This is a genomic window from Mesorhizobium sp. B2-1-8 (assembly GCF_006442545.2).
Lineage (GTDB): Bacteria > Pseudomonadota > Alphaproteobacteria > Rhizobiales > Rhizobiaceae > Mesorhizobium.
The window spans coordinates 1,882,279-1,904,540 of the sequence record NZ_CP083952.1 but is presented as its reverse complement, the minus strand read 5'-3'; the positions used below and the strand labels follow the sequence as shown (position 1 = coordinate 1,904,540).

Annotated in this window: 19 protein-coding genes; 7 read left to right on the top strand and 12 right to left on the bottom strand. The window is 62.7% G+C overall.

Translation table 11 applies throughout. The annotated features are described in order from the left end of the window. The first annotated feature begins 83 nt into the window (after window positions 1-83). The 7 genes from FJ970_RS09395 to FJ970_RS09365 all read left to right on the top strand — a co-directional run bounded on the left by FJ970_RS09395 (window position 84) and on the right by FJ970_RS09365 (window position 7,659). A complete protein-coding gene (locus FJ970_RS09395; protein ID WP_140756071.1) occupies window positions 84-1,040 on the top strand; it encodes a carbohydrate ABC transporter permease in 957 nt (318 codons plus the stop codon). Beyond that, window positions 1,037-1,981, top strand: a complete 945-nt coding sequence (locus FJ970_RS09390) for a carbohydrate ABC transporter permease (RefSeq protein WP_140756073.1) — start codon at window positions 1,037-1,039, stop codon at window positions 1,979-1,981. Before FJ970_RS09395 ends, FJ970_RS09390 begins: the two co-directional genes overlap by 4 nt. 4 nt (window positions 1,982-1,985) lie before the next feature. Continuing rightward, window positions 1,986-3,101, top strand: coding sequence for an ABC transporter ATP-binding protein (locus FJ970_RS09385; RefSeq protein ID WP_140756075.1), 1,116 nt, complete (start codon window positions 1,986-1,988; stop codon window positions 3,099-3,101). A 107-nt stretch (window positions 3,102-3,208) separates the two neighbouring features. Then, complete coding sequence (locus FJ970_RS09380; RefSeq protein WP_140756077.1) at window positions 3,209-4,723, top strand: FAD-dependent oxidoreductase; 1,515 nt, start codon at window positions 3,209-3,211, stop codon at window positions 4,721-4,723. 205 nt (window positions 4,724-4,928) lie between these two features. Next, on the top strand, window positions 4,929-5,690 hold the full coding sequence (locus tag FJ970_RS09375; RefSeq protein ID WP_140756079.1) for a 3-ketoacyl-ACP reductase: 762 nt from the start codon (window positions 4,929-4,931) through the stop codon (window positions 5,688-5,690). A gap of 12 nt (window positions 5,691-5,702) precedes the next feature. After that, window positions 5,703-7,331, top strand: coding sequence for a GMC family oxidoreductase (locus tag FJ970_RS09370; protein ID WP_140756081.1), 1,629 nt, complete (start codon window positions 5,703-5,705; stop codon window positions 7,329-7,331). 10 nt (window positions 7,332-7,341) lie between these two features. Further along, window positions 7,342-7,659 (top strand): Dabb family protein, encoded by a 318-nt coding sequence (locus FJ970_RS09365; protein WP_140756083.1) that lies wholly within the window; start codon window positions 7,342-7,344, stop codon window positions 7,657-7,659. 309 nt (window positions 7,660-7,968) lie between these two features. On the opposite strand, the gene FJ970_RS09360 is transcribed toward FJ970_RS09365, so the two are convergent. The 12 genes from FJ970_RS09360 to FJ970_RS09305 all read right to left on the bottom strand — a co-directional run bounded on the left by FJ970_RS09360 (window position 7,969) and on the right by FJ970_RS09305 (window position 22,259). Continuing rightward, a complete protein-coding gene (locus FJ970_RS09360; RefSeq protein ID WP_140756085.1) occupies window positions 7,969-8,814 on the bottom strand; it encodes an EamA family transporter in 846 nt (281 codons plus the stop codon). Window positions 8,815-8,821: 7 nt separating this feature from the next. Continuing rightward, the gene (locus FJ970_RS09355; RefSeq protein WP_140756087.1) at window positions 8,822-9,730 is read right to left on the bottom strand and encodes an endonuclease/exonuclease/phosphatase family protein; all 909 of its coding nucleotides are present in this window, start codon (window positions 9,728-9,730) and stop codon (window positions 8,822-8,824) included. A 116-nt stretch (window positions 9,731-9,846) separates the two neighbouring features. After that, a complete protein-coding gene (locus tag FJ970_RS09350) occupies window positions 9,847-11,397 on the bottom strand; it encodes a cation:proton antiporter (RefSeq protein WP_140756089.1) in 1,551 nt (516 codons plus the stop codon). A gap of 155 nt (window positions 11,398-11,552) precedes the next feature. After that, window positions 11,553-12,617, bottom strand: coding sequence for an ABC transporter ATP-binding protein (locus FJ970_RS09345; protein ID WP_140756091.1), 1,065 nt, complete (start codon window positions 12,615-12,617; stop codon window positions 11,553-11,555). A 15-nt stretch (window positions 12,618-12,632) separates the two neighbouring features. Then, on the bottom strand, window positions 12,633-13,424 hold the full coding sequence (locus FJ970_RS09340) for an ABC transporter permease (RefSeq protein WP_140756093.1): 792 nt from the start codon (window positions 13,422-13,424) through the stop codon (window positions 12,633-12,635). Beyond that, a complete protein-coding gene (locus tag FJ970_RS09335) occupies window positions 13,421-14,335 on the bottom strand; it encodes an ABC transporter permease (RefSeq protein WP_140756095.1) in 915 nt (304 codons plus the stop codon). The genes FJ970_RS09340 and FJ970_RS09335 overlap by 4 nt, the downstream gene beginning before the upstream one ends. 65 nt (window positions 14,336-14,400) lie before the next feature. Continuing rightward, on the bottom strand, window positions 14,401-15,507 hold the full coding sequence (locus FJ970_RS09330) for an ABC transporter substrate-binding protein (RefSeq protein ID WP_140756097.1): 1,107 nt from the start codon (window positions 15,505-15,507) through the stop codon (window positions 14,401-14,403). Window positions 15,508-15,749: 242 nt separating this feature from the next. Continuing rightward, the gene (locus FJ970_RS09325) at window positions 15,750-16,922 is read right to left on the bottom strand and encodes an iron-containing alcohol dehydrogenase (RefSeq protein ID WP_140756099.1); all 1,173 of its coding nucleotides are present in this window, start codon (window positions 16,920-16,922) and stop codon (window positions 15,750-15,752) included. A gap of 17 nt (window positions 16,923-16,939) precedes the next feature. Beyond that, entirely contained in the window at window positions 16,940-18,328 is a 1,389-nt protein-coding gene (locus FJ970_RS09320) for an aldehyde dehydrogenase family protein (protein ID WP_140756101.1), read from the bottom strand. An 81-nt stretch (window positions 18,329-18,409) separates the two neighbouring features. Continuing rightward, entirely contained in the window at window positions 18,410-19,780 is a 1,371-nt protein-coding gene (locus FJ970_RS09315; RefSeq protein WP_140756103.1) for a glutamine synthetase family protein, read from the bottom strand. Window positions 19,781-19,876: 96 nt separating this feature from the next. Then, window positions 19,877-21,418 carry an amino acid permease gene (locus FJ970_RS09310; RefSeq protein ID WP_140756105.1) on the bottom strand — a complete coding sequence of 514 codons (1,542 nt, stop codon included), beginning with the start codon at window positions 21,416-21,418 and terminating at the stop codon, window positions 19,877-19,879. Between the two features lie 22 nt (window positions 21,419-21,440). Then, window positions 21,441-22,259, bottom strand: a complete 819-nt coding sequence (locus FJ970_RS09305) for an N-formylglutamate amidohydrolase (protein WP_140756107.1) — start codon at window positions 22,257-22,259, stop codon at window positions 21,441-21,443. Window positions 22,260-22,262 lie beyond the last annotated feature (3 nt).

Below are 22,262 nucleotides of genomic sequence, written 5' to 3'. Positions count from 1 at the left end.
GCACGAAAACACCTTCCCCGCTCCGGCGGGGAAGGGTCCCCGGTCCGTGAGGCCGGTCGGCCGGACGCCGACGGGAGGAACCCATGAGCACAGTCGCGACAACCCAGATCAAGCTGACGCCGGAGCATGCCCGCCCGCGCGCCTCCGTGCGCTCGCGCCTGCAGGATGCCTTGCCGAAAATCGTGCTGGCGCCGAGCTTCGCCATCACCATCGTTTTCGTCTACGGCTTCATCCTGTGGACGATCTATCTGTCCTTCACCAACTCCAAGACCTTCCCGTCCTACGCCATAACGGGCGGGCGCGCCTATCAGCGACTGTGGGGCTGGACCTTCGACACCGACCCGCCATCGAGCTGGTACACGTCGATCACAAATATGGGCATTTTCGGTTTTCTCTACATCTTGATCTGCCTGGCGCTCGGCCTGTTCCTGGCCATCCTGCTCGACCAGAAGATCCGCGGCGAAGGCGTTTTGCGTCCCATCTATCTCTACCCGATGGCGCTCTCCTTCATCGTCACCGGCGTCGCCTGGAAATGGTTCCTCGACCCCGGCCTCGGTCTTGAGCAGACGCTGCATCAATGGGGCTGGACGAGCTTCCATTTCGACTGGATCAAGAACAAGGATTTCGTCATCTACACGGTGGTCATCGCCGGCGTCTGGCAGGCTTCCGGCTTCATCATGGCGATGTTCCTGGCCGGCCTGCGCGGCATCGACGGCGAGATCATGAAAGCGGCGCAGATCGACGGCGCCACCACCTTCCAGCTCTATCGCCGCATCGTCATTCCGCTCTTGCGGCCGATCTTCCTGTCGGCCTTCATCGTGCTCGCGCACCTTGCCATCAAATCCTACGATCTGGTGGTGGCTCTGACCAGCGGCGGTCCCGGCGGCTCGGCCTGGCTGCCGTCCAACTTCATGTATGAATACACCTTCAAGCGCAACGAAATGGCCGTCGGTTCGGCAAGTGCGGTGATCATGTTGATGACCATCGTCGCCATCATCGTGCCCTACCTCTATTCGGAACTTAGGGAGAAGTCGCGATGAGCGCCGTCACCGCTCCCGCCCGCCAGGCCAGCCGTGGCGTCAACGTCAAGATCGTCAACCGCATCGTCATCTACGGGCTTCTGGCGCTGTTTGCGCTGTTCTATCTGATGCCGCTATTCGTCATGCTGGTGACCTCGTTCAAGACCATGGACGAGATCCAGAATGGCAACATGCTGGCCCTGCCCACGGCGCCGACCTTCGAGCCCTGGCTGAAGGCCTGGGGCGAGACCTGCGTCGGCCTCACCTGCGCCGGCATCAAGGGTTATTTCTGGAATTCCATCAAGATGGTGGTCCCGGCCGTGCTGATCTCGACCATGCTCGGCGCGCTCAATGGCTACGTGCTGACCAAATGGCGTTTTCGCGGCGCAACCCTGGTGTTCGGGCTGATGCTGTTTGCCTGCTTCATTCCGTTTCAGTCGGTGCTGCTGCCGATGGCGACGATCCTCGGCAGCCTCGGACGGTTCGGTGTGACGCTGCAGAACACGATCGGAACCAGCTTCGGCCTCGGCAATTCGACGGTCAACCTGGTCTTCGTTCATGTCGTCTACGGCATCGGTTTCACCACGCTGTTCTTCCGCAACTATTACGAGGCGTTCCCGAGCGAACTGGTCAAGGCCGCGCAAGTGGACGGCGCTTCCTTCTTTCAGATCTTCCGGCGCATCATGCTGCCGAACTCGATGCCGATCTTCGTCGTCACCGTCATCTACCAGTTCACCAACATCTGGAACGACTTCCTGTTCGCCTCCGCCTATGCCGGCACCGGTGACGCGATGCCGATGACGGTGGCCCTCAACAACGTCGTCAACACCTCGACCGGCGTCGTCGAATACAACGTCAACATGGCGGCGGCGATGATCGCCGCGCTGCCCACCCTTCTCGTCTATGTGCTCGCCGGCCGCTATTTCGTGCGCGGTCTGATGGCCGGCGCGGTCAAAGGATAACCCAATGGCTTTTCTGGAAATTGATGGTCTGAGGAAGCGTTTTGGCCAGGTCGAGATCCTGAAAGGGATTAACCTCGAGCTGGAAAAGGGCGGCTTCCTGGTGCTGGTCGGTCCGTCCGGCTGCGGCAAGTCGACCTTGCTCAACACCATTGCCGGACTGGAGACGATCACCTCTGGCGATATCCGCGTCGATGGTCGCACCATCACCGATCTGCATCCGTCGAAGCGCGACATCGCCATGGTGTTCCAGAGCTACGCGCTCTACCCGAATATGACGGTCGCCGGGAACATCTCCTTCGGCATGGAGATGCGCGGCGTGCCTGCCGACGAACGCCAGAAGGCGATCGACAAGGTGGCCAAGGTGCTGCAGATCGGCCATCTCCTGCAGCGCAAGCCGAGCCAGCTCTCCGGCGGCCAGCGCCAGCGCGTCGCCATGGGCCGGGCACTGGTGCGCGACCCCAAGCTGTTCCTGTTCGACGAGCCGCTGTCCAACCTCGACGCCAAGCTGCGCGTCGACATGCGCATCGAGATCAAGCGCCTGCATGCCACCACCGGCACGACCATCGTCTACGTGACCCACGACCAGATCGAGGCGATGACGCTGGCGACCAAGATCGCCGTCATGCGTGACGGCGAGGTGCAACAGTTCGGCACGCCGGCCGAGATCTACAACAACCCCGCCAACGTCTTCGTCGCCGACTTCATGGGGTCGCCGGCGATGAACCTGATCCCGGCCACCATCGACGGCAACGGCGGCGACCTGGCCGTCGTGCTCGATCGCGAGGCACGCCAGCCGATCACCTTGCCGATGGCCAACGCTCCGGCCGGATTGTCGGCGTTCAAGGGCAAGCCGGTCATCTTCGGCGTTCGCCCGGAGGCGCTCACCGATCCGGAAGGCGCGGAGCGCAACGCCTCGCAAATCGCCACCGCCGATTGCCATATCGAGGTTGTGGAGCCGGCCGGCTCCGACACTTTCGCCGTTACCAATCTCGGCGGCAAGGGCGTGGTGGCGCGGCTGCGCGCCGATGCCAACATCCAGCCGGGCACCAACACGCCGCTCGCCTTCAACCTCACCAAGGCGGTGTTCTTCGATCCGGCGACCGAGAGCCGTATTCGCTGATGCGTGTCGTCCAAAAGTGGATCCGGTTTTGGGGCAACGACATGCATCGAAACAAAAGAACTAAAGCGGGCGGCATGTGTCAATTCAAACGCGGCGCGCTTTAGGCGATGGCAAAGCCCGATATCGTCATCATCGGTTCCGGGATCGGCGGCGCCACGATTGCCTCCGGTCTGGCCGGCAGCGGCGCTTCCATCCTGATGCTGGAGCGCGGCGAGCCGTTGCCGTCGACGCCGCACGCGCGCGACACGCGCGCCATCTTCGTTGACGGCCATTACCGGCCGAAGGAAATGTGGCGCGAGGCTGGCGGTGCGTCCTTCAACCCAGGCAACTATTATTACGTCGGCGGCAACTCGAAATTCTTCGGCGCGGTGCTGATCCGTTACCGCAAGGAAGATTTTTCCGACATGGAACACTTTGGCGGCGTCTCGCCCGCATGGCCGTTCTCCTATGACGAATTCGAGCCTTGGTATTCCAGGGCAGAACAGCTTTTCCGGGTGCGCGGCACGCTTGGCGAGGACCCGACCGAGCCGTTCCACTCCATTCCCTATGCCTTCAAGCCGGTGCCTGACGAAGCGCCGATCGCGCGCGCCCGTGCCGAACTCAAGGGGCTGGGCCTGCATCCAGCCTCACTGCCGCTCGGCGTCGACATAGAGACATGGCAGAAGGAGGGCAGGACCGGCTGGGACGCCTTCCCCAACACTGGTCAGGGAAAGATGGACGCCCAGACGGCACCGCTGGCGGCGGCGCTCAAGGACGAGAACATCAAGCTCGAAACCGGCGCCTATGTCGAATGTCTCGAGACAGCCCCGGACGGCAAAACCATCTCGGCCGTTCACTATCGCCAGAACGGCGAGCCGAGGAAGGTCGCGCCGAAGCTGGTGATCCTGTCGGCCGGCGCGGTCAATTCAGCGGTCATCCTGCTGCGCTCGCCCTCACCCGGTAATGGCAAGGGAGGCGGCAAGGGCTTGGCCAACCGCTCCGACCAGGTCGGCCGCAACTTCATGAACCACAATTCGAGCGCCATGCTGGCGATCGATCCGCGCCGCAGGAACGATGCCGTCTACCAGAAGACGCTGATGCTGAACGACTACTATCTCTCGGACGGCAAGGGCGGCAAACCGCTCGGCAATGTCCAGCTTCTCGGCAAGATCGACGGCAACATGCTCAAGGCCAATGTGAAGCGGGTGCCGAAATTCGCGCTCGACTTCATGGCCGGCCATGCCGTCGACTGGTACCTGATGTGCGAGGACCTGCCAGATCCCGAAAGCCGCATCATGGTCGACGGCAAGGACATCGTCATGCAATGGCGACGCTCCAACATGCAGTCGCTGGAAGGCCTGACCAAGGTGATGCGCGAGAATTTCCGCGCCTGCGGTTATCCCCTCGTGCTGTCGCGCCCTTTCGACAAGCGCACGCCCTCGCACCAGTGCGGCACGGTGAAAATGGGCGACGATCCGGCGACGTCGCCGCTCGATCCGTTCTGCCGCGCCTTCGATCACCGGAACCTCTTCGTCGTCGACGCCAGTTTCCTGCCGAACTCAGCCGCCGTGAACCCGGCGCTGTCGATCGCCGCCCAGGCGCTGCGGGTAGCGGACCACATCCGTAAGAGCGAATTTCAATGATAGGTTCGCGCCGCCCCTCATCCGCCTGCCGGCACCTTCTCCCCGTAAGCGGGGAGAAGACAGCTCGCCGCAACCCCGGCGCTCTTCTTGCCACGCTGGCGATTAGCGAAAGCGGCCGCGACGGCCTCCTTCTCCCCGTCACTATACGGGGAGAAGTGCCCGGCAGGGCGATGAGGGGCGGCGCTAGCATACGGATAGGTATCCAATGACCCGTCCCGCAGCCATCGTCACCGGCGGCGCGCGCGGCATTGGGCTTGCCTGCGCCGAGGCGCTGGCCGATGCCGGCTTCGACATCCTGGTCGCCGATCTTGCCGATAGCCCCGTCAAAGGGCTAACAGAAAATATTATAGAGCGTGGCGCGGCCTTCGCTTACCATCCCTGCGACATCGCTGATCTTTCCGCTCACACCACACTTGTCGACGCTACCCTGCGCGCGTTCGGCCGCATCGATTGCCTGGTCAACAATGCCGGCGTCGGCGCTGCGGAGCGCGGCGACCTGCTGGACCTCAAACCCGACAATTTCGACCGCGCCCTCGGCGTCAACCTGCGCGGCACCGTCTTCCTCAGCCAGGCCGTCGCCAGGGCGATGCTCCGCCAGCCCAGCGATCATGCAAGATCGATCATCACCATCACCTCGGTCAGCGCCGAGATGGCCTCTCCGGAGCGTTCCGAATATTGCATGTCGAAAGCCGGGCTTTCCATGTGGGTGAAGAACCTGGCGCTCAGGCTCGCCCCGGAAGATATCGGCGTGTTCGAACTGCGGCCGGGCATCATCCGCACCGAGATGACGGCAGGCGTCAGCGCCAAATATGACGCTTTGATAGACAGCGGCCTGGTACCGGCGAAACGCTGGGGCGAAGCCTCCGACATCGGCGCCATGGTGGCCGCACTTGCTGCCGGCAGACTGGGCTTTTCGACCGGCTCGATCATCAATGTCGACGGCGCGCTTTCCGTGCCCCGGCTGTGAACGGATGAGACAATGACCGACTACATCATCGTGGGCGCCGGCCCGGCCGGCTGCGTGCTGGCCAACCGGCTGAGCGAGGATCCCTCCAATTCCGTGCTGCTGCTGGAAGCAGGCGGCAAGGACTGGCACCCACTGATCCACATGCCGGCGGGCTTCGCCAAGATGACCAAGGGCATCGCCTCCTGGGGCTGGTCGACCGTGCCGCAGAAGCACATGAAGGATCGCGTCTTCTGGTACACGCAGGCCAAGGTCGTCGGCGGCGGTTCGTCGATCAACGCGCAGATCTACACGCGCGGCAATGCGCGCGACTACGACGCCTGGGAGAAGGAGGAAGGGCTGACCGGGTGGAGCTACCGCGACGTCCTGCCCTATTTCAAGCGCGCCGAGAACAACCAGCGCTATGCCAACGATTTTCACGGCGACCAGGGCCCGCTCGGCGTCTCCAACCCGATTGCGCCGCTGCCGATCTGCGAAGCCTATTTCCGCGCCGGCCAGGAGATGGGCATTCCCTTCAACCCTGATTTCAACGGCGCCAGCCAGGAAGGCGTCGGCTACTACCAGCTGACCCAGAAAGACGCCCGGCGCTCCTCCGCTTCGGTCGCCTATTTGAAGCCGATCCGCGATCGCAAGAACCTGACCGTCAGGACCGATGTGCTGGTCACCCGCATCGTCGTCGAGAAGGGCCGTGCCATCGGCGTCGAGATCGTCGACAAGCCGGGCGGCCAGACAACAATCCTGCGCGCCGACCGCGAGGTGATCGTCTCGTCCGGCGCCATCGGCTCGCCGAAGCTGCTGATGCAGTCCGGCATCGGCCCGGCCGACCATCTAAAGTCGGTTGGAGTCACGCCCGTCCGCGACCTGCCCGGCGTCGGCTCCAACATGCAGGACCATCTCGACCTGTTCGTCATCGCCGAATGCACCGGCGATCACACCTACGACAATTATGCCAAGCTGCACCGCACCGCCTGGGCCGGCCTGCAATATCTGCTCTTGAAGAACGGACCGGTCGCCTCCAGCTTGTTCGAGACCGGCGGCTTCTGGTACGCCGATCCGACCGCCGCCTCGCCCGACATTCAGTTCCATCTGGGTCTCGGCTCCGGCATCGAGGCCGGCGTCGAGAAGCTGAAAAACCCGGGGGTCACCTTGAACTCGGCCTTCCTGCGCCCGCGCTCCCGCGGCACGGTACGCCTGAAAAGCGCTGATCCCGCCGACCATCCGCTGATCGACCCGAACTACTGGTCCGATCCCTATGACCGCGCCATGTCGCTGAAGGGGCTGCGGCTAGCGCGAGAGATCATGCGGCAGAAGGCACTTGTCCCCTACGTGCTGCGCGAGGTGCTGCCGGGTCCGTCGCTCGCCAGCGACGACGAGTTGATCGACTATGCCTGCCGCACGTCCAAGACCGACCACCACCCGGTCGGCACCTGCCGCATGGGCCATGACGAGATGGCGGTGGTGACGCCGGACCTCAGGCTGCGCGGGATAGAAGGCCTGCGCGTCTGCGACGCCTCGGTGATGCCGCGTGTGCCTTCTTCCAACACCAACGCGCCAACAATCATGGTTGGCGAAAAGGGCGCGGATCTGATCCTTGGCCGCGAGCCGCTGGCGCCGGCGGTATTTTCCGGCAATCGCGCTGCTTAGGGAGTGAAAAATGATCAGGCACTGTGTTTTCGCTAGATTTCGTAGCGATGTATCCCCGACCGAGCGCACGGCCATCCACGCCGACCTCGAGGCGTTGCGACAGGTGATCGAAGGCATGGAGACGGTTCATTTCAGCGTCAATGTCAGTCCGGAGCCGTTCGCGCGCGGGTTCAGCCATGGCTTCACCATCGACTTCCGCGATGCCGCGGCACGCGACGCCTATCTCGTGCATGAGGCGCATCAGCGTGCCGGCGCCCGGCTTGTCGCGGCCGTCGAAGGCGGCACGGACGGGCTGATGGTCTTCGATCTCGACCTTACGAAAACGTGAACCGCCGGCCTTTCGAAAGCCGGCTGACCGCTGTTCTCCTTTACCGGCGGGCCGACACAGTCTCCGCTGTCTCGAAGCACCGTTCCTGACTTTGGCGACCCGCTTCATGCGCGCGACCTTGCCCGGCGTCATCTACCAGGCCGGCAATCTCGCCGCGTCCTATGGCGGTCCGTATCAGGCGGGATCGCCGAAGCACCCGGAGGGAGCTATGGCTACGCGCTGGCGCTTTTTGCCGGCGTGGTCGCCGTCTGCATCATCGCTTCAGTCCGGAGCGGCGTGGCCAGGTGATGACCGTGCTGGGCTGAGAGATCAAGCCATCCTCAGCGCGATGACGCCCGCGACGATGCTGAGCGCGGCGGCACCGCGCCAGCCCGTCATCTTCTCGCCGAGCGCGTAGACCGAGATCATCATGGCGAACAGGATCGAGGTCTCGCGCAGTGACGCCACCGAGGCGATCGGCGCCTTGGTCATCGCCCACATCACGATCCAGTAGGCGGCGCCGGAAAGCACGCCGGTGAACAGCCCGGTCTTCCAGTCGCGCGCCAACACCGGCAGCGCCTTGGGCCCTCGGAAAACGAGGCACAGCACCAGCGCTCCGAGCGCATCGCAGATGAACAGCCAGGCGGCATAGCTTTGCGCGGTTGCCGCCAGCCGCGCGCCGCTGCCGTCGGACAGCGTGTAGCTGGCAATGAAGATCGACGTGCCCAACGCAAATGCGACCGCGCGCAGGTTCAGCTTCTCCAGATGCGCCCCGCCGCGAAACGACATCACCAGCGTTCCAGCCGACAACAGCAGGATGCCGACAATGGCGAGCGGCGCCGGCACCTCGGCGACCACGAACATGCCGCCAAGCGCGGCCAGCAGAGGTGCCGTACCGCGCGCCAACGGATAGGTCTGGGCGAAATCGCCGGCCTGGTAGGCGCCGATCAGAAAAGTGCGGTAGCCCATGTGGAAGATCACCGAAGCGGTGATGTAGGGCCAGACTTCCGCCTTGGGCACCTCGACGAAAGGCAGCACCACGAGGCCAGCGACCCCCATGCCGAACGTCATCAAAGTGATCGACAGGAAGCGGTCGAGATGCACCTTGACCAACGCGTTCCAGATCGCATGCATGGCGGCGGCGGCAAGCACCGCGAAGAAAACGAAAAGCGTCATATGGAGCTCATCGACCTCCCCAGCCGAAGGGCGTTTCAAGATCGATGTCGACCCGGACGGGGAAGTGATCGGACGCAAGCTCGCCGATGTCGGCGGTGACCGAGCGCACACGTCCGGCGAACATGCCGCCGACAAAGCAATGGTCAAGCCGGCGCTTTGCCAGTCTGCCGTCTATGATCTTCTCATGCGTGTGAAAATCACCAGCCGGTTCAACCGCCATGGCGGCGGCATCGACGAAGCCGTCGAGATAGGCCGCCCCACGATGATAAGGCGTGCTACCGACGATGCGCCGATATTCGGCGCTGCCGGGTTCCATGTTGAAATCGCCCAGCCAGATCGCAGCCAGCGGGTTTTCCGGCTCGGCTTCCCCATGTGTCCAGTTACGCGAAGGTTCGTCATCCACGCCGCTCCATGGTCCCCCTTCCCGCGGCGCCCGGCGATGCGCGGCCAAGAGATAGTCGATCTGCTCCAACCGCTCTTCAGCCGCGATGTGCGCGAGATGCAGCGAAAGCACCCTGACCGGCCCGGCCGGTGTGCGGATCATGCATTCGAGCGCGGCATTGCGGGTGTTGAGCGGACGCAACGTGCGGCGCATCGGCAGCACGTGCAGCCGCGACCAGACGATCGGCAGCCTCGACAGGACCATGGTGCCGAATTGCCGGCGCCGGTTGACCAGATGGCCGTCCCGCCACTCGCTGGCGTCCATGTCGAAGGCGGGGCCATATACCCAGTGATAACCAGGCAAAAGGCGTGAAAGCAGTTCCGGCTGGTCGTCGAAATTGCTGCGCTGCCAGTGCCGCTCGACCTCCTGCAGGGCGATGATGTCGGCGCCCGCGACGAGGCGCGCCGCGCGCGAAAGATCGTAGCGCCCGTCGCCGCCGAAGCCGTACTGGATGTTGTAGCTGACCAGCTTCATTGCTTATCCGGCTCACTTCTCGGCATTGGCAGTAACGGTTCGGTCGATCGCTTGCAATGTGCAGGAAGACGGACGGGGCTTGGGCCAGCAGGGCAGAGGTCGAGACGCGGTATCTGCTAGTCGGTGGTCAGCGGTTGGAACCGGCCGGCGGGCGACGCCGCCAATTCCGCCCAGTCGATTTCTTCCTCCAGCCGGTGATAGGCTTCATCGCCGATCGTGCCGTTGCTGCGAAGTTCCTCCAGCGTGTCGCGCTGGCGGTTGATGGCGTAGAGCCGCAGCCGGTCGTATTCGGTCGCCGCCTGCGCATCCTCCGGGTTTTCCGCGATCTGCCGCTGAGCCTCGTACTGCTCGCGCACGACGGCCGCCGCGCCCGAGGTCTTACGGCTCAACACGTCAAGGGCGGCCTGCATGACTGCAACGCGCGCCTGAGCCACTTCGCGATCGATACTCGTGTCCCGTTCGAAGTTGAGTATCCGCAGCAAGGGCTTCAAGGTCATGCCTTGCAACACCAGTGTGCCCAGAACCACCGCAAAGGCGGCAAGCACGATCGGATCGCGGCCGGGGAAGCCCGCCGGCAGCGCAATGGCGACCACCAGCGTCACCAGCCCCCGCATGCCGCACCAGCCGACCAGCACGGCGCCGCGAAATGTCGGCGCGTCTCCCTGTTGGCCTTCGCCGTCGCGGGCGAACCATCGTATGATCGCAACGTAACTCGCCACCCAGACGAGGCGTGCCAGAATGACGACGACCAGCACGGTCGCGGCAAAGACAAAGACTCCGCCCTGCCCGTCGCCGGAGAGCCGGCCGACGATCGACCGGGCCTGAAGGCCCATCAGCACGAAAGCCAGCACATTGAGCACGAACACCGCCGACTCCCAGACCGAATAGGTGCTGACGCGGCGTCTCGCCGACATGCGGCGCGGCGCGCTGCGCGCAATGGTGATGGCATAGACGACGATGGTGATGATGGCGGAAAGACCGAGCCTGTCGGCCAGGATCCACACCCCGAATGTCCCGGCGAACTGCACCACGGTGCTGCTTGCGGCGTCGTCGATCCGGGTAAGCGTCAGCAGCGAGACGCGGCCAAGCACATAACCCGCGACCAAACTGCCGATCGTGGACAGCAAGATCACCGGAATGGCGTTGCTCAGCATGATCGAACCGAGCGCGGCCGAAACCGCCAGCCGGTAGATCAGCAGCGCGGTGGCATCGTTGAGCAGGCTCTCGCCCTGCAGGATGGCGGTGAGGCGGTACGGCACCCTGAACTGGCCGAGCACGGCGCTCGCCGCCACCGCATCAGGCGGTGCGACGATGGCGCCAAGCGCGACCGCCGCTGCGACCGGCAGCCCGGCCATTTTCCAGCCGACGAAGGCAACGACCACGGTGGTGAAGACCACGGCGCCGAGCGCCAGCAGCACCAGCGACAGCCTGTAACGCTTCAGGTCACGCAGCGACATGTCATAGGCCGCATCGAGAAGCACCGGCGCGATGAACAGGGCAAGAGCCAGTTCCGGATCGATCTCGATCACCGGCGCACCGGGTACGAAGGCAATCGCGACGCCCGCCAGGGCCAGAAGGGAAGGATAGGGAATCTCCAGCCGCCGCGACAGCGCCGTCAGCGCGACGGCGGCCAAAAGCAGGACAAGCGTCAGTTCGAAAAGAGCCATGCGCTATCGTAGCGGCCGAATGAAACGATGGGCAGTGCCAAAGTCATGGCGTGAAACAACAGGATAACACCTCTGGCACGGGTTGTGTCGCCGCCGGCACGAGGAATCCGGAACGCTGGAGCACCCGTTGGGAGCGCCAACCGACGGTGGACTACCTAATGCAGCACCAGCATATCGCTCGACGAGAACGAAATCTCGGCCTTTTCACCGACCGCGGGTGGTGGCGTCGCCGGGCTGTTGAACGTGTCGAGCGACACCGTGTTGCCGCCGATGCCCACGCGAACACGGATCACCGAGCCGAGGAAGTGCACTTCGGAAATCTCGCCCGAAAGGCTGGAATCACGGCCGGGCTGGCGGCCGAGCGAAATTGCCTCGGGCCGCAGCGCCAGCGACAGCATGTCGCCGGACTTCGAGCCGTTGAGCTTGCCCTTGAGCGAGACTTCCTGCGTGTCGACCTGCACCGTGCCGGACGCGGCGTCGGTAACCTTGCCTTCGAGCACGTTCAGCGTACCGACGAAATTGGCGACGAATTTGGTCGCCGGCCGGTTGTAGATCTCGAACGGTGTGCCGACCTGCTCGGCCTTGCCGCCATACATGACGGCGATGCGGTCGGAGATCGACAGCGCCTCTTCCTGGTCATGCGTGACGAAGATGGTGGTGATGCCGAGTTTCTTCTGGATTGAGCGGATTTCCTCGCGCAGCGACACGCGCACCTTGGCGTCGAGCGCCGACAGCGGCTCGTCCAGGAGCAACAGCTTGGGCTTTGGCGCGATGGCGCGCCCCAGCGCGATGCGCTGCTGCTGGCCCCCGGAGAGTTGGTAGGGATAGCGGTCGGCCATCTGCGGCAGCTTGATCATGTCGAGCATCTCGGCGACGCGGGCATCGATATCAGCCCTGGGCATGCCGGCGACCTTCAGGCCGAAGCCGATGTTCTGCGCCACCGTTAGGTTCGGGAATAGCGCATAGGCCTGGAACACCATGCCGACATTGCGCTGGTTGGGCTTCAACCGGGTGATGTCCTTGCCGGCTACGACGATCTTGCCGGCTGATGGCTCCTCGAAGCCGGCGACCATGCGCAGCACAGTGGTTTTGCCACAGCCGGACGGCCCAAGAAACGAGACGAATTCACCCGGCTCGACGTCGAGATTGAAATCCTCCACGACCGTGGTGGCGCCGAAGGATTTTCGGACGTGCTGGATGGAGAGGAATGGCTCGGCCATGGTTCTTTCTTTCGATCAATTCGGACGGTTGGCGGACTTCGGCGCAAACCGCGACAGGACCTGGATCAGCGACATGCACCCCCAGGTGATTACGAAGGCGATAATGGACAGCGCCGCCGGTTCATAGGCCCGGTTGGCAACCAGGTTCTGCAAATATGGACCGAAAGCGGGCCGATTGAGCAGGCTTGCCATGGTGAACTCGCCGATGACGATCGCGAACGTCAGGAAGGCACCGGAGAGCACGGCGATCAACACGTTGGGAAGGATCACGCGGGTGACGATCGTACCCCAGCCGGCACCGAGTATCTGAGCCGCTTCCGTCAGCGTCCGCACGTCGATGGTCCGAAGTCCGGTGTCGACTGCCCTGTACATATAGGGCAGCGCCAGCGCCGCGTAGCCGATGACCAGCAGAGCATTTGTGGCCAAATTGTTTGACAGGAACGGCAGGGGCGAATTCGAGCCATACATCCTGATATAGCCGAAGACGATGACGATGGCCGGGATGACCAGCGGCAACAAGGTGATGAACTCGACCACCGGGCGAAGCTGAGGCAGACGCAGCCGGATCCAATAGGCCGTGGGCACAACGATCAGAACACCAAGAAGGATGGTGAAGACCGCCACGATCACCGAATACATGAAAGTTGTCTGGAACTGGCTATCGCCGAGCACGACCTTGTAGGCGTCGAAGGAATAGACGCCGCGGCGCATGCGCAGCGAAAACTCGATCGTCGCGATGAGCGGTATGAAGAAATAGGCCGCGCCGAGGATGAAGACGACCCAGGCCCAGAATCTGCCAGCCTTCATTTGAGCCACCTCTCGGAACGGGTCCGGAACCAGATGTAGAAGATGTTGGCCAGCCCGGTGATGAAGATCATGCCGAACGCAATCGCATAGCCGAGGTGGGCATTGTGCAGCACGTCGCCGCGTATTTGTGCGTAGAGCAGGATGGGCACGATGTTGAGCGAAGAGCCCGTTAGCGCGTAGGCGGTGGCGATGGCGCCGAAGGCATTGGCGAAAAGCAAGATCACGGTGCCCAGGAAACTCGGCCATAGCACGGGTATCACAACCATCCGCCAGTACTGCGACTGTGTCGCGCCGAGCGTCGCCGCGGCCTCTCCCCATTCTTTCTTCAGCCCGTCGATCGCCGGCACGATGATGACCACCATGAGCGGGATCTGGAAGTAGATATAGGTGAGCGTCAGCCCCCAGAACGACAGCAGGTTGAAACCATGCGCATAGATATTCAGCCCAACCAGCGTATTGAGCAGAACGGTAACCAGTCCAAGGCGGCCAAGCGTAGCGATGAAGGCGAAGGCAAGAGGCACGCCGGCGAAATTGGAAGCCACCCCGGAAAAGGTCAGCGTTGTCGACCGTATCCAGTTCGGCAGACCGCCGCGCACGATGGCAATCGCGATGGCAAGGCCTGCAAAGGCGCCGATCAGCGACGAGGCCAGGCTTACCTTGATCGATATCCAATAGGCGGCAACGATGTTCGCCTGCGATAGCGCGAAGATGTTTTCCAGCGTGAATTCGCCGGCATCGTTCTGAAATGCGCCAAGCATCAGATAGAGCGTCGGCAAAATCAGGAACATGATGGCGAAGATGAAGAACGGCGTCACGCCGAGCCACTGCGTCGGAAACCGCAAGGCGCGCGCTTCTCCTGGGGGCGCGGTCTTTCCCGCAATGGCCTGACTGGAAAGCGTAAGATCGGTCATGCGCCGGCTACCGTCTTCGAGGAAAGACCGGGCGGACACGTGGCCGCCCGGTGGATTTCAAGTTTTTACTTGACGTTGGCGCCGACGACAGCGTCCCAGTTCTTGGTGATGGCTTCCTTGGCCTTGCCCTGTTCGTCGAGCGTCGGGAACGCGGCGGCGGCATAGGATTCCGCCGGCGGCAGCTTGGCCAGCACATCAGCCGGGACCTTGCCGTTCTTGGCAAGATCGTTGAAGCGGATCGGGTGGCAATAGCCCTTCAGCCAGCCGATCTGGCCTTCGTCGGAATAGAGGTATTCCATCCACAGCTTGGCTGCATTCGGATGCGGCGCGAAAGCGCTGATCGCCTGCACGTAGACACCGGCGACGACGCCGGTCTTCGGCACGATGACGTCGACGGGCGGGTTGCCCTTCAGCGTGTCGCGGCCCGAAAGCGCGTTGTAGTCCCAGGTGACGAGGATCGGCGTCTGGCCCTGTGCGAGCGTCGCCGTCTTGCCGATGACCGGGACGAAATTGCCGGCGGCGTTGAGCTTCTTGAAGAAGTCGAGGCCAGCGGTGCCGGCGGCTTCACCAGCTGCCGCGCCACCGGAAAGGCCCGCGGCGTAGACGGCCTGGATGGCCTGGTTCGAAGCGCGTGGATCACCGGCAAGGGCGACCGAGTTTGCGAATTCCGGCTTCAGCAGGTCGGCCCAGTCGGTCGGAGCTTCCTTGACCAGATCCTTGTTCACTTCGAAGGCGAGCACGCCGTAATAGTCGCCGTACCAGGCGCCGTCGGCATCCTTGGCGCTGTCCGGGATCGAGTCCCAGGTCGACACCTTGTAGGGCATCAACAGGCCATCGGCCTTGGCGGTCGGGCCGAACGAGAGGCCGACGTCGATGACATCAGGAGCCTGCGGGCCCTTGTTGTCCTTGTTGGCCTTGATCGCCTCGACTTCGTCGCCGGAACCGGCGTCGGGGTTGAGTTCATTGACGGTGATTTCCGGATATTTCGCCTTGAAGCCGGCGATGACCTCGCCGTAACCACACCAGTCATGCGGCAAGGCGATCGTGGTGAGCTGGCCTTCGGCCTTCGCGGCCTTGATGAGATCGTCCATCGAAGCGGCGGACGAAATCACCGACGACACCATGAGGGTCGCGGCCGAAAGGGAAAGCACTTTCCCCGTGAGTTTGAACATGTGTTCTCTCCATTAAACTGACGCCGTTGGACGTCTGCGATGCGGTATCGTTTCCGTGTGACAGCCAGATGAAAGCTTTGTGAAACCGGCGCCTCGCAGCGTGAAAAGTTAACTCTTTTTAACGGGCTGTAGCAATTAGCCATCACTTTATTTTCCGGCTAATCATTAATCCGTCCTATATTGCCCCTTCCCCTTTCCTTTCCCTTCGTTTCCCAATCAACTTCCGCACCCCGGAACCGGCCTTAGACCGTCCCGGCGATAGCGTTTTCGAGCAGCGTCAGCGCGGCCTTCTTGGTCAGCTTGACCGGATTGCCGCCGGCCGTCGGATCGACCACCGCCATGTCGGCGATCAGCGCCTTGCGCTTCTTGTCCATGTCGAGCCCCTTGATCAGGCCCGGCAGCGCGTGCGGCACCTTCAATTCCTTGCGCAATTTGATGATCGCCTTGGCGAAGCCGTCGAACCCGCCCTTGATGCCGCAATAAGCGGCGAGCCTGGCAATACGCTCCTCGATGGAGTCCCGGTTGAAGGCCAGCACATAGGGCATGAACACCGCATTGGTCATGCCGTGATGGGTGTCGTAGAGCGCGCCGATAGGATGCGACAGCGAGTGGATGGCCCCCAGTCCCTTCTGGAAGGCGGCAGCGCCCATGGCGGCCGCGCTCATCATATGGGCGCGGGCGACAAGGTCCTTGCCGTTGGCATAAGCCTTCGGCAGGTTCTCGAACACCAGGCGCACGCCTTCCACGGCAATGCCGTCGGCCATCGGATGGTACCCTGGTGCACAATAGGCTTCGAGGCAATGGGCGAGCGCGTCCATGCCGGTACCGGCGGTGATGAAGCCCGGCATGCCGACCGACAGTTCCGGATCGGCAATGACGATCGCCGGCAAAAGTTTCGGGTGAAAGATCACCTTCTTGGTGTGCGTTGCCTCATTGGTGATGACACCGGCGCGACCGACCTCCGAGCCGGTGCCGGCCGTGGTCGGCACGGCGATGATCGGGGCAATGGCGTCGGAGTCGGCGCGCGTCCACCAGTCGCCGACATCCTCGAAATCCCACACCGGCCGCGTCTGGCCGGCCTGGAAGGCGATCAGCTTGCCGAGGTCGAGCGCCGAGCCGCCGCCGAAAGCGATGACGCCGTCATGTTTGCCCTTCTTGAACACCGCGATGCCGGCGGTGAGATTGGAGTCCACCGGGTTCGGCTTCACCTCGGAGAACACGCCATAGGGCACCTTCGCCTCATCCAGGATCTTCAGCGTCGAGGCGACCACCGGCAGTTTCGCCAATCCCGGATCGGTCACGAAAAGCGGCCGCTTGATGCCGGTGGCCGCGAGCACCTCCGGCAATTCCTTGATGCGCCCGGCGCCGAAGCGGACGGTGGTGGGATAGTTCCATTTGGAGATGAGCTTGGACATTGCTTGTCTTTCGAAAATTAGATGGCTTCACGCAGATGGAAGGATTTCGGCCGGGTCAGATTGTCGTAGCCGAGCGCCGACAGGGCAACGCCCTTGCCGGTGTCCTTGACGCCGGTCCAGACCAGCGCCGGATCGAGATAGTCGCAGCGGTTCATGAACACCGTGCCGGTCTCGACCCGGTCGCCGATCGCCACCGCATGCTCGGTGTCGCGCGTCCAGATCGAGGCTGTCAGTCCGTAGGGGCTGTCGTTCATCAGCGCGATCGCTTCCTCGTCGTTGCGCACCTTCATGATGCCGACGATCGGGCCAAAACTTTCCTCGCGCATGACACTCATCTGGTGGTCGACTCCCGTCAACACCTCCGGCGCCAGATAGGGGGAGCCGGCCTTGTCGTTAGCCACCTTCATATTGATGTGCGCCACCGCACCCTTGCGCAACGCCTCGGCCTTCTGCTCGCGGATCAGGTCGGCGAAACGCGCCTGCGCCATCGGCCCCATTGTCGTCGCCTGCTCCAGTGGATTGCCAACGACATAGTTTCTGGTCTCGGCGATGAAGCCTTCGACGAACTCGTCATAGACCTTCTCGTGCACATAGATGCGTTCGATGCCGCAGCAGCACTGGCCGGAATTGAAGAAGGCGCCGTCGACGAGGTTGGCGACCGCGTGATCCATCTTTGCGTCGGACAGCACGTAGGCCGGGTCCTTGCCGCCGAGTTCGAGGCCAAGCGTCATGAAGGTGCCGGCCGCCGCCTTTTCGATGGCACGGCCGCCGCCGACCGATCCGGTGAAATTGACATGATCGATCTTGCCGGAACCCAGCAGTTTTTCGGTCTGGGCGTGGTTGAGAACCACATTCTGGAACACGCCCTTGGGCAGGCCGGCCTTGTCGAAGGCTTGGCTGAAGCGCTCGCCGACCAGCAGTGTCTGCGCGGCGTGTTTCAGGATGACGGCATTGCCGGCCATCAGCGCCGGCACGATTGTGTTGACGGCAGTGAGATAAGGATAGTTCCAAGGGGCGATCACCATGACCACGCCGAGCGGATCTTTCTTCACATAGCGGCGGAACCCATCCTTGGGATTCGAGGCCGGCACGGGCTTGAGCGCCTGCTCGGCGATCTCGACCATATAGTTGGTACGTTCCTTGACGCCGCCGAACTCGCCGCCATAGCGAACCGGCCGCCCCATCTGCCAGGCAATCTCCGGCACGATCTCGTCGGTCATCGCGACCAGCGCTTCGAGCATCGCCAGCATGTACTTGCCGCGCTCGACGATCGACACCTGCGCCCACCTCTCCTGCGCCGCCTTGGCGCGTTCGACCGCGGCGTTGATCGCCTGGTCCGTGGCGATCGGACGCTCGGCGTAGATCGAGCCGTCGATCGGAGATTTTAACTTGACCGTTTCGGTCATTCGTTCAGTCCTCGCACTTCATGAAATCTTGATTGGCGCCGCCGCCTTCGAGCGATGGCCGGAGGGCAGCGGTGGCTTGGTTTAATATCGCTCGAACCCTCTGTGCAGTTCCCAATCCGTGATCCGGCGGTCGTATTCGAACTGTTCCCACTTCGCCGTGTGGACATAGTGTTCGAGCACATCCTCGCCGAGCGCCTGCTTCAGCATCTTCGACTTGGCCAGCGTCTCGGTGGCATCGCGCAGCGTCTTTGGAATCTCCGGCAAACGAGATGCCTGATAGGCATCGCCGACGAAGGGTTTCTGCAACTCGAGCTTTTCATCGATGCCGGCAAGGCCGGCGGCGATCAGCGCGGCAAAAGCCAGATAGGGATTGAGGTCGGCGCCGCCGATGCGGCATTCCATGCGGATGCCCTTGGTGCCCTCACCGCACAGGCGGAAGCCGGCAGTACGGTTGTCCTCGCTCCACATGATCTTGGTCGGCGCGAAGGTGCCGGCCTGGAAGCGCTTGTAGGAGTTGATGTAGGGCGCCAGGAACCAGGTGAATTCCTTGGCGTATTTCAACTGCCCGGCCGCCCATTGCTGACCGAGTGTCGACAAGGTCCAGTCGGCCTTTTTGTCGAAGAACAGCGGCGTCTTGCCGTCGGCGCTCCACAGCGAATTGTGGATGTGGCTGGAATTGCCGGCGAGCCCGTAATTGTATTTGGACATGAAGGAAATCGCCTTGCCTTCGGACTCGGCGATCTCCTTGGCGCCGTTCTTCAGGATGACATGGCGGTCGGCCATGTCGAGCGCTTCGGCATAGCGCACATTGATCTCCTCCTGGCCCGGACCCCACTCGCCCTTGGAATTCTCGATCGGAATGCCGGCCGCTTCCATCTCGTTGCGAAGCCGGCGCATGACGCCTTCTTCCTTGGTGGTGATGCCGATCTGGTAGTCGCCGATATAAGGCGATGCGGTGTCGAGACCTTGCCAGTGCTTCTTGCGGGCGGAATCGTAGGTCTCGTTGAAAAGATAGAATTCGAGCTCGGAAGCGAAATACCCGATGTAGCCACGCTCCGTCAGCCGCTTGACCTGCTTCTTCAGGATGGCGCGCGGTGAGTGCGGCAGGTCGTCATGGGTGTGGTGGTCGAGCACGTCGCAGATCACCAGCGCGGTCTTTTCCAGCCAGGGAATGCGCCGCAGCGTCGCGAGGTCCGGCTTCATGACGAAATCGCCATAGCCCTTCGACCAGCTTGCCGCCTTGTAGCCCGGCACCGGTTCCATATCGATGTCGGCCGCGAGCAGGTAGTTGCAGCCATGCGTTTCGTCATGCGCGGAATCGACGAAGTACTGCGCCAGGAACCGTTTTCCCGCCAGCCGGCCCTGCATGTCGACAATGCATGCCAGCACCGTGTCGATCTCGCCATTGGAGACCGCTTTCTTCAACTGATCGAACGAGAAATTTCCGGCCATTCCTTTGGCACTCCAGTGCTTGGTCGTTTCGGGCTTGTCATGTTGACGGAACTAGAAAACCGTGGCGAGCGAACCCGCCACGGTTTGATTGGCTGTTCAGGCGGATTCGCCGACGGCCTTTTCGGCCGCTGCGATGATCGCCCTGCGCTTGGCGATTGCCGCCTCGCCGATAGGCGGCCCCTGGAAGCGGCGATTTTCAACGGCGAACCACAAAACGACGAGCAGAATGATCAATCCGATCGCATAATTGATCAGGATGTCGAAGGGCGGTTGGATGCCGGCATACATCAGCACCATGACACCAATCACGGTGATGATGGCGAACGGCTTTGACCAGATGCCGAGCCGGAACGGTCCGAATTCGGTCCAGGTCTTTCCTTCCGCAAAAAGTCCGGCCGCTATCGGCATGGCATAGGAGACGTAGAGGAAGAGAGCGCAGCCGGCTGCAAGCGCCGCGAAAGCCGGCGAATAGAGCGTGGCGGCGATCGACAGCACGACACCTAGCCAGATAGCCGGGACCGGCGTGCGCCAGGTCGGCGAAACCTGCTTCCACAAGGACGATCCCGGCAGACCTCCGTCACGTGAAAAGGCGAAGATCATGCGCGAGGTCGAAGTAAGGCCGGCCAGCGCGCACAGATAGTTCGACAGCACGATGCAGATGCCGAGCAGATCCTTGAGCCAGGTCGGCGCCGGCAGGTTGTTGAAGAGATTGAACCAGGCATTGCCGCCGTCCTTGGCGGTCGCCACGAGATCGGGGCTCGCGAGGACGAAGGAGACCGCCATCACGAAACCGAAGACGAGAGACCAGAGAACCGCGTGGATCATACCTCTGGGCACCGCAACGCGGGCATTGTGCGTTTCCTCGGCGGTATGCGCCGAGGCGTCGAAACCGGTGATCGTGTAAAGCGGGTAGAGAAGGCCGATCAGGAAGGCCACGAGTGCAGTGCGGGCCGTCGGAACATAGCCACCACCGAGATCGCCGGTCGTGTTGACGAAGGTCGTCAGTCGCGAAAGGTCGAAACCATGCGCGCCCCAGATCAGGAAAGTCAGCGTCAGCACGACCGCAACGACGAGGATGAGGTAGCCGGAAAAGTCGGTCAATCTCGTTGTCGTCTTGATGCCGAGATGATTGAACAGACCTTGGGTGACGGTAATGATCACGACAGCCACCGTCTGCTGCCAGAAGCCCCAGGTCGATGTGTCCCAGCCGAAGATCGGGCCCGCGACGAGCCCTTGAAAAAGCAGGTAGACGCCGACATTCACCGAGGCGACCACGAAGATCAGGCCGAGCAGGTTGATCCAGGCCGTGGCCCAGCCCCAACCGCGTCCGCCCAGGATCGACGACCAGTGATAGAGGCCGCCGGCGGTAGGATAGGCCGAGCCGATCTGGCCCAACGAAGCAGCAACGACAAGGGCGAAGACGCCCCCGATGACCCAGCCGATGGTCGCCTCGAAACCACTGCCGGTGGCCATCGCCAGCGGGAAAGACGTAATGCCGCCCGCCAGAATGCAGATAATCGAGAAGGAAATGGCGAAGTTGGAGAAGCCGCTCATGCGGCGAGCCAATTCCTGGGCGTAGCCCATACTGTGAAGGATTTTTGTGTCCTCCGACTTGTCGGAGTGATCAGGTGTTGTCATGTCAGAATTCCCCTGTTGGTTCTTAGCTGGCCGATTGAACTGACTTTCCGACTGCGCTTCGTCGAGAGCCCTTGGCCTCCTCTGGCTCCAGATTCAAAAAAATGCCCGTAAGCAGATCCGCCCATTTCCGCTGCCCGGTTTCACCGGAGATTTCATCGTTGCGGATTTCGATCATCGCACAGGGCAAGCCACGCGAACGCGCATGCCGTTCCAGCGTGAAATAGACGCGGTCGGCAGGCGAATAGGGTTCGTTGACCCCGACCGCAACCCCGGCCAACCGCTGCAGCGCGCCGATCAGCGGCGCCGCCAGGCGGCGATCCTCGTCATGGATGATGCCGATATGCCACGGCCGGTTGCGGCCCTTGTAGACCGGCGTGAAGGAATGCACAGAAACCAGCCGGGTCTCTTGCCCGCGCGCCAACCGTTCCTCGACGATGCGCTCGATGGTGCTGTGAAATGGCTGCCATGACAGAGCGACCCGCGCCGCGCGCTGCTTTTCGGACAGGCCGGTATTGCCCGGTATTGCCGTGCTTTCGCTGACCGGCGGCACCAGATCCGGCGCGTCGAGCGGCCGATTGCAGTCGATGACCAGCCGCGAAATGCGAGTTTCGACCAGCGTCGCATCGAGCGCCTGCGCCATGCGCAGCGCCACCGGCAGCGCGCCGGGATCCCAGGCGATGTGACGCGACAGGTCCTCGGCGGCAAGGCCGAGCCTGCCGAATTCGGCCGGCAGGAAATTGGAAGCGTGGTCGCAGGTCAATACGAAAGGGCACGATCCGCCGGGGTTCGTCACCCGCACGGTATCAGACGATGCAAGGCTGGCGGGCCGTGCTTTCTCCATAGT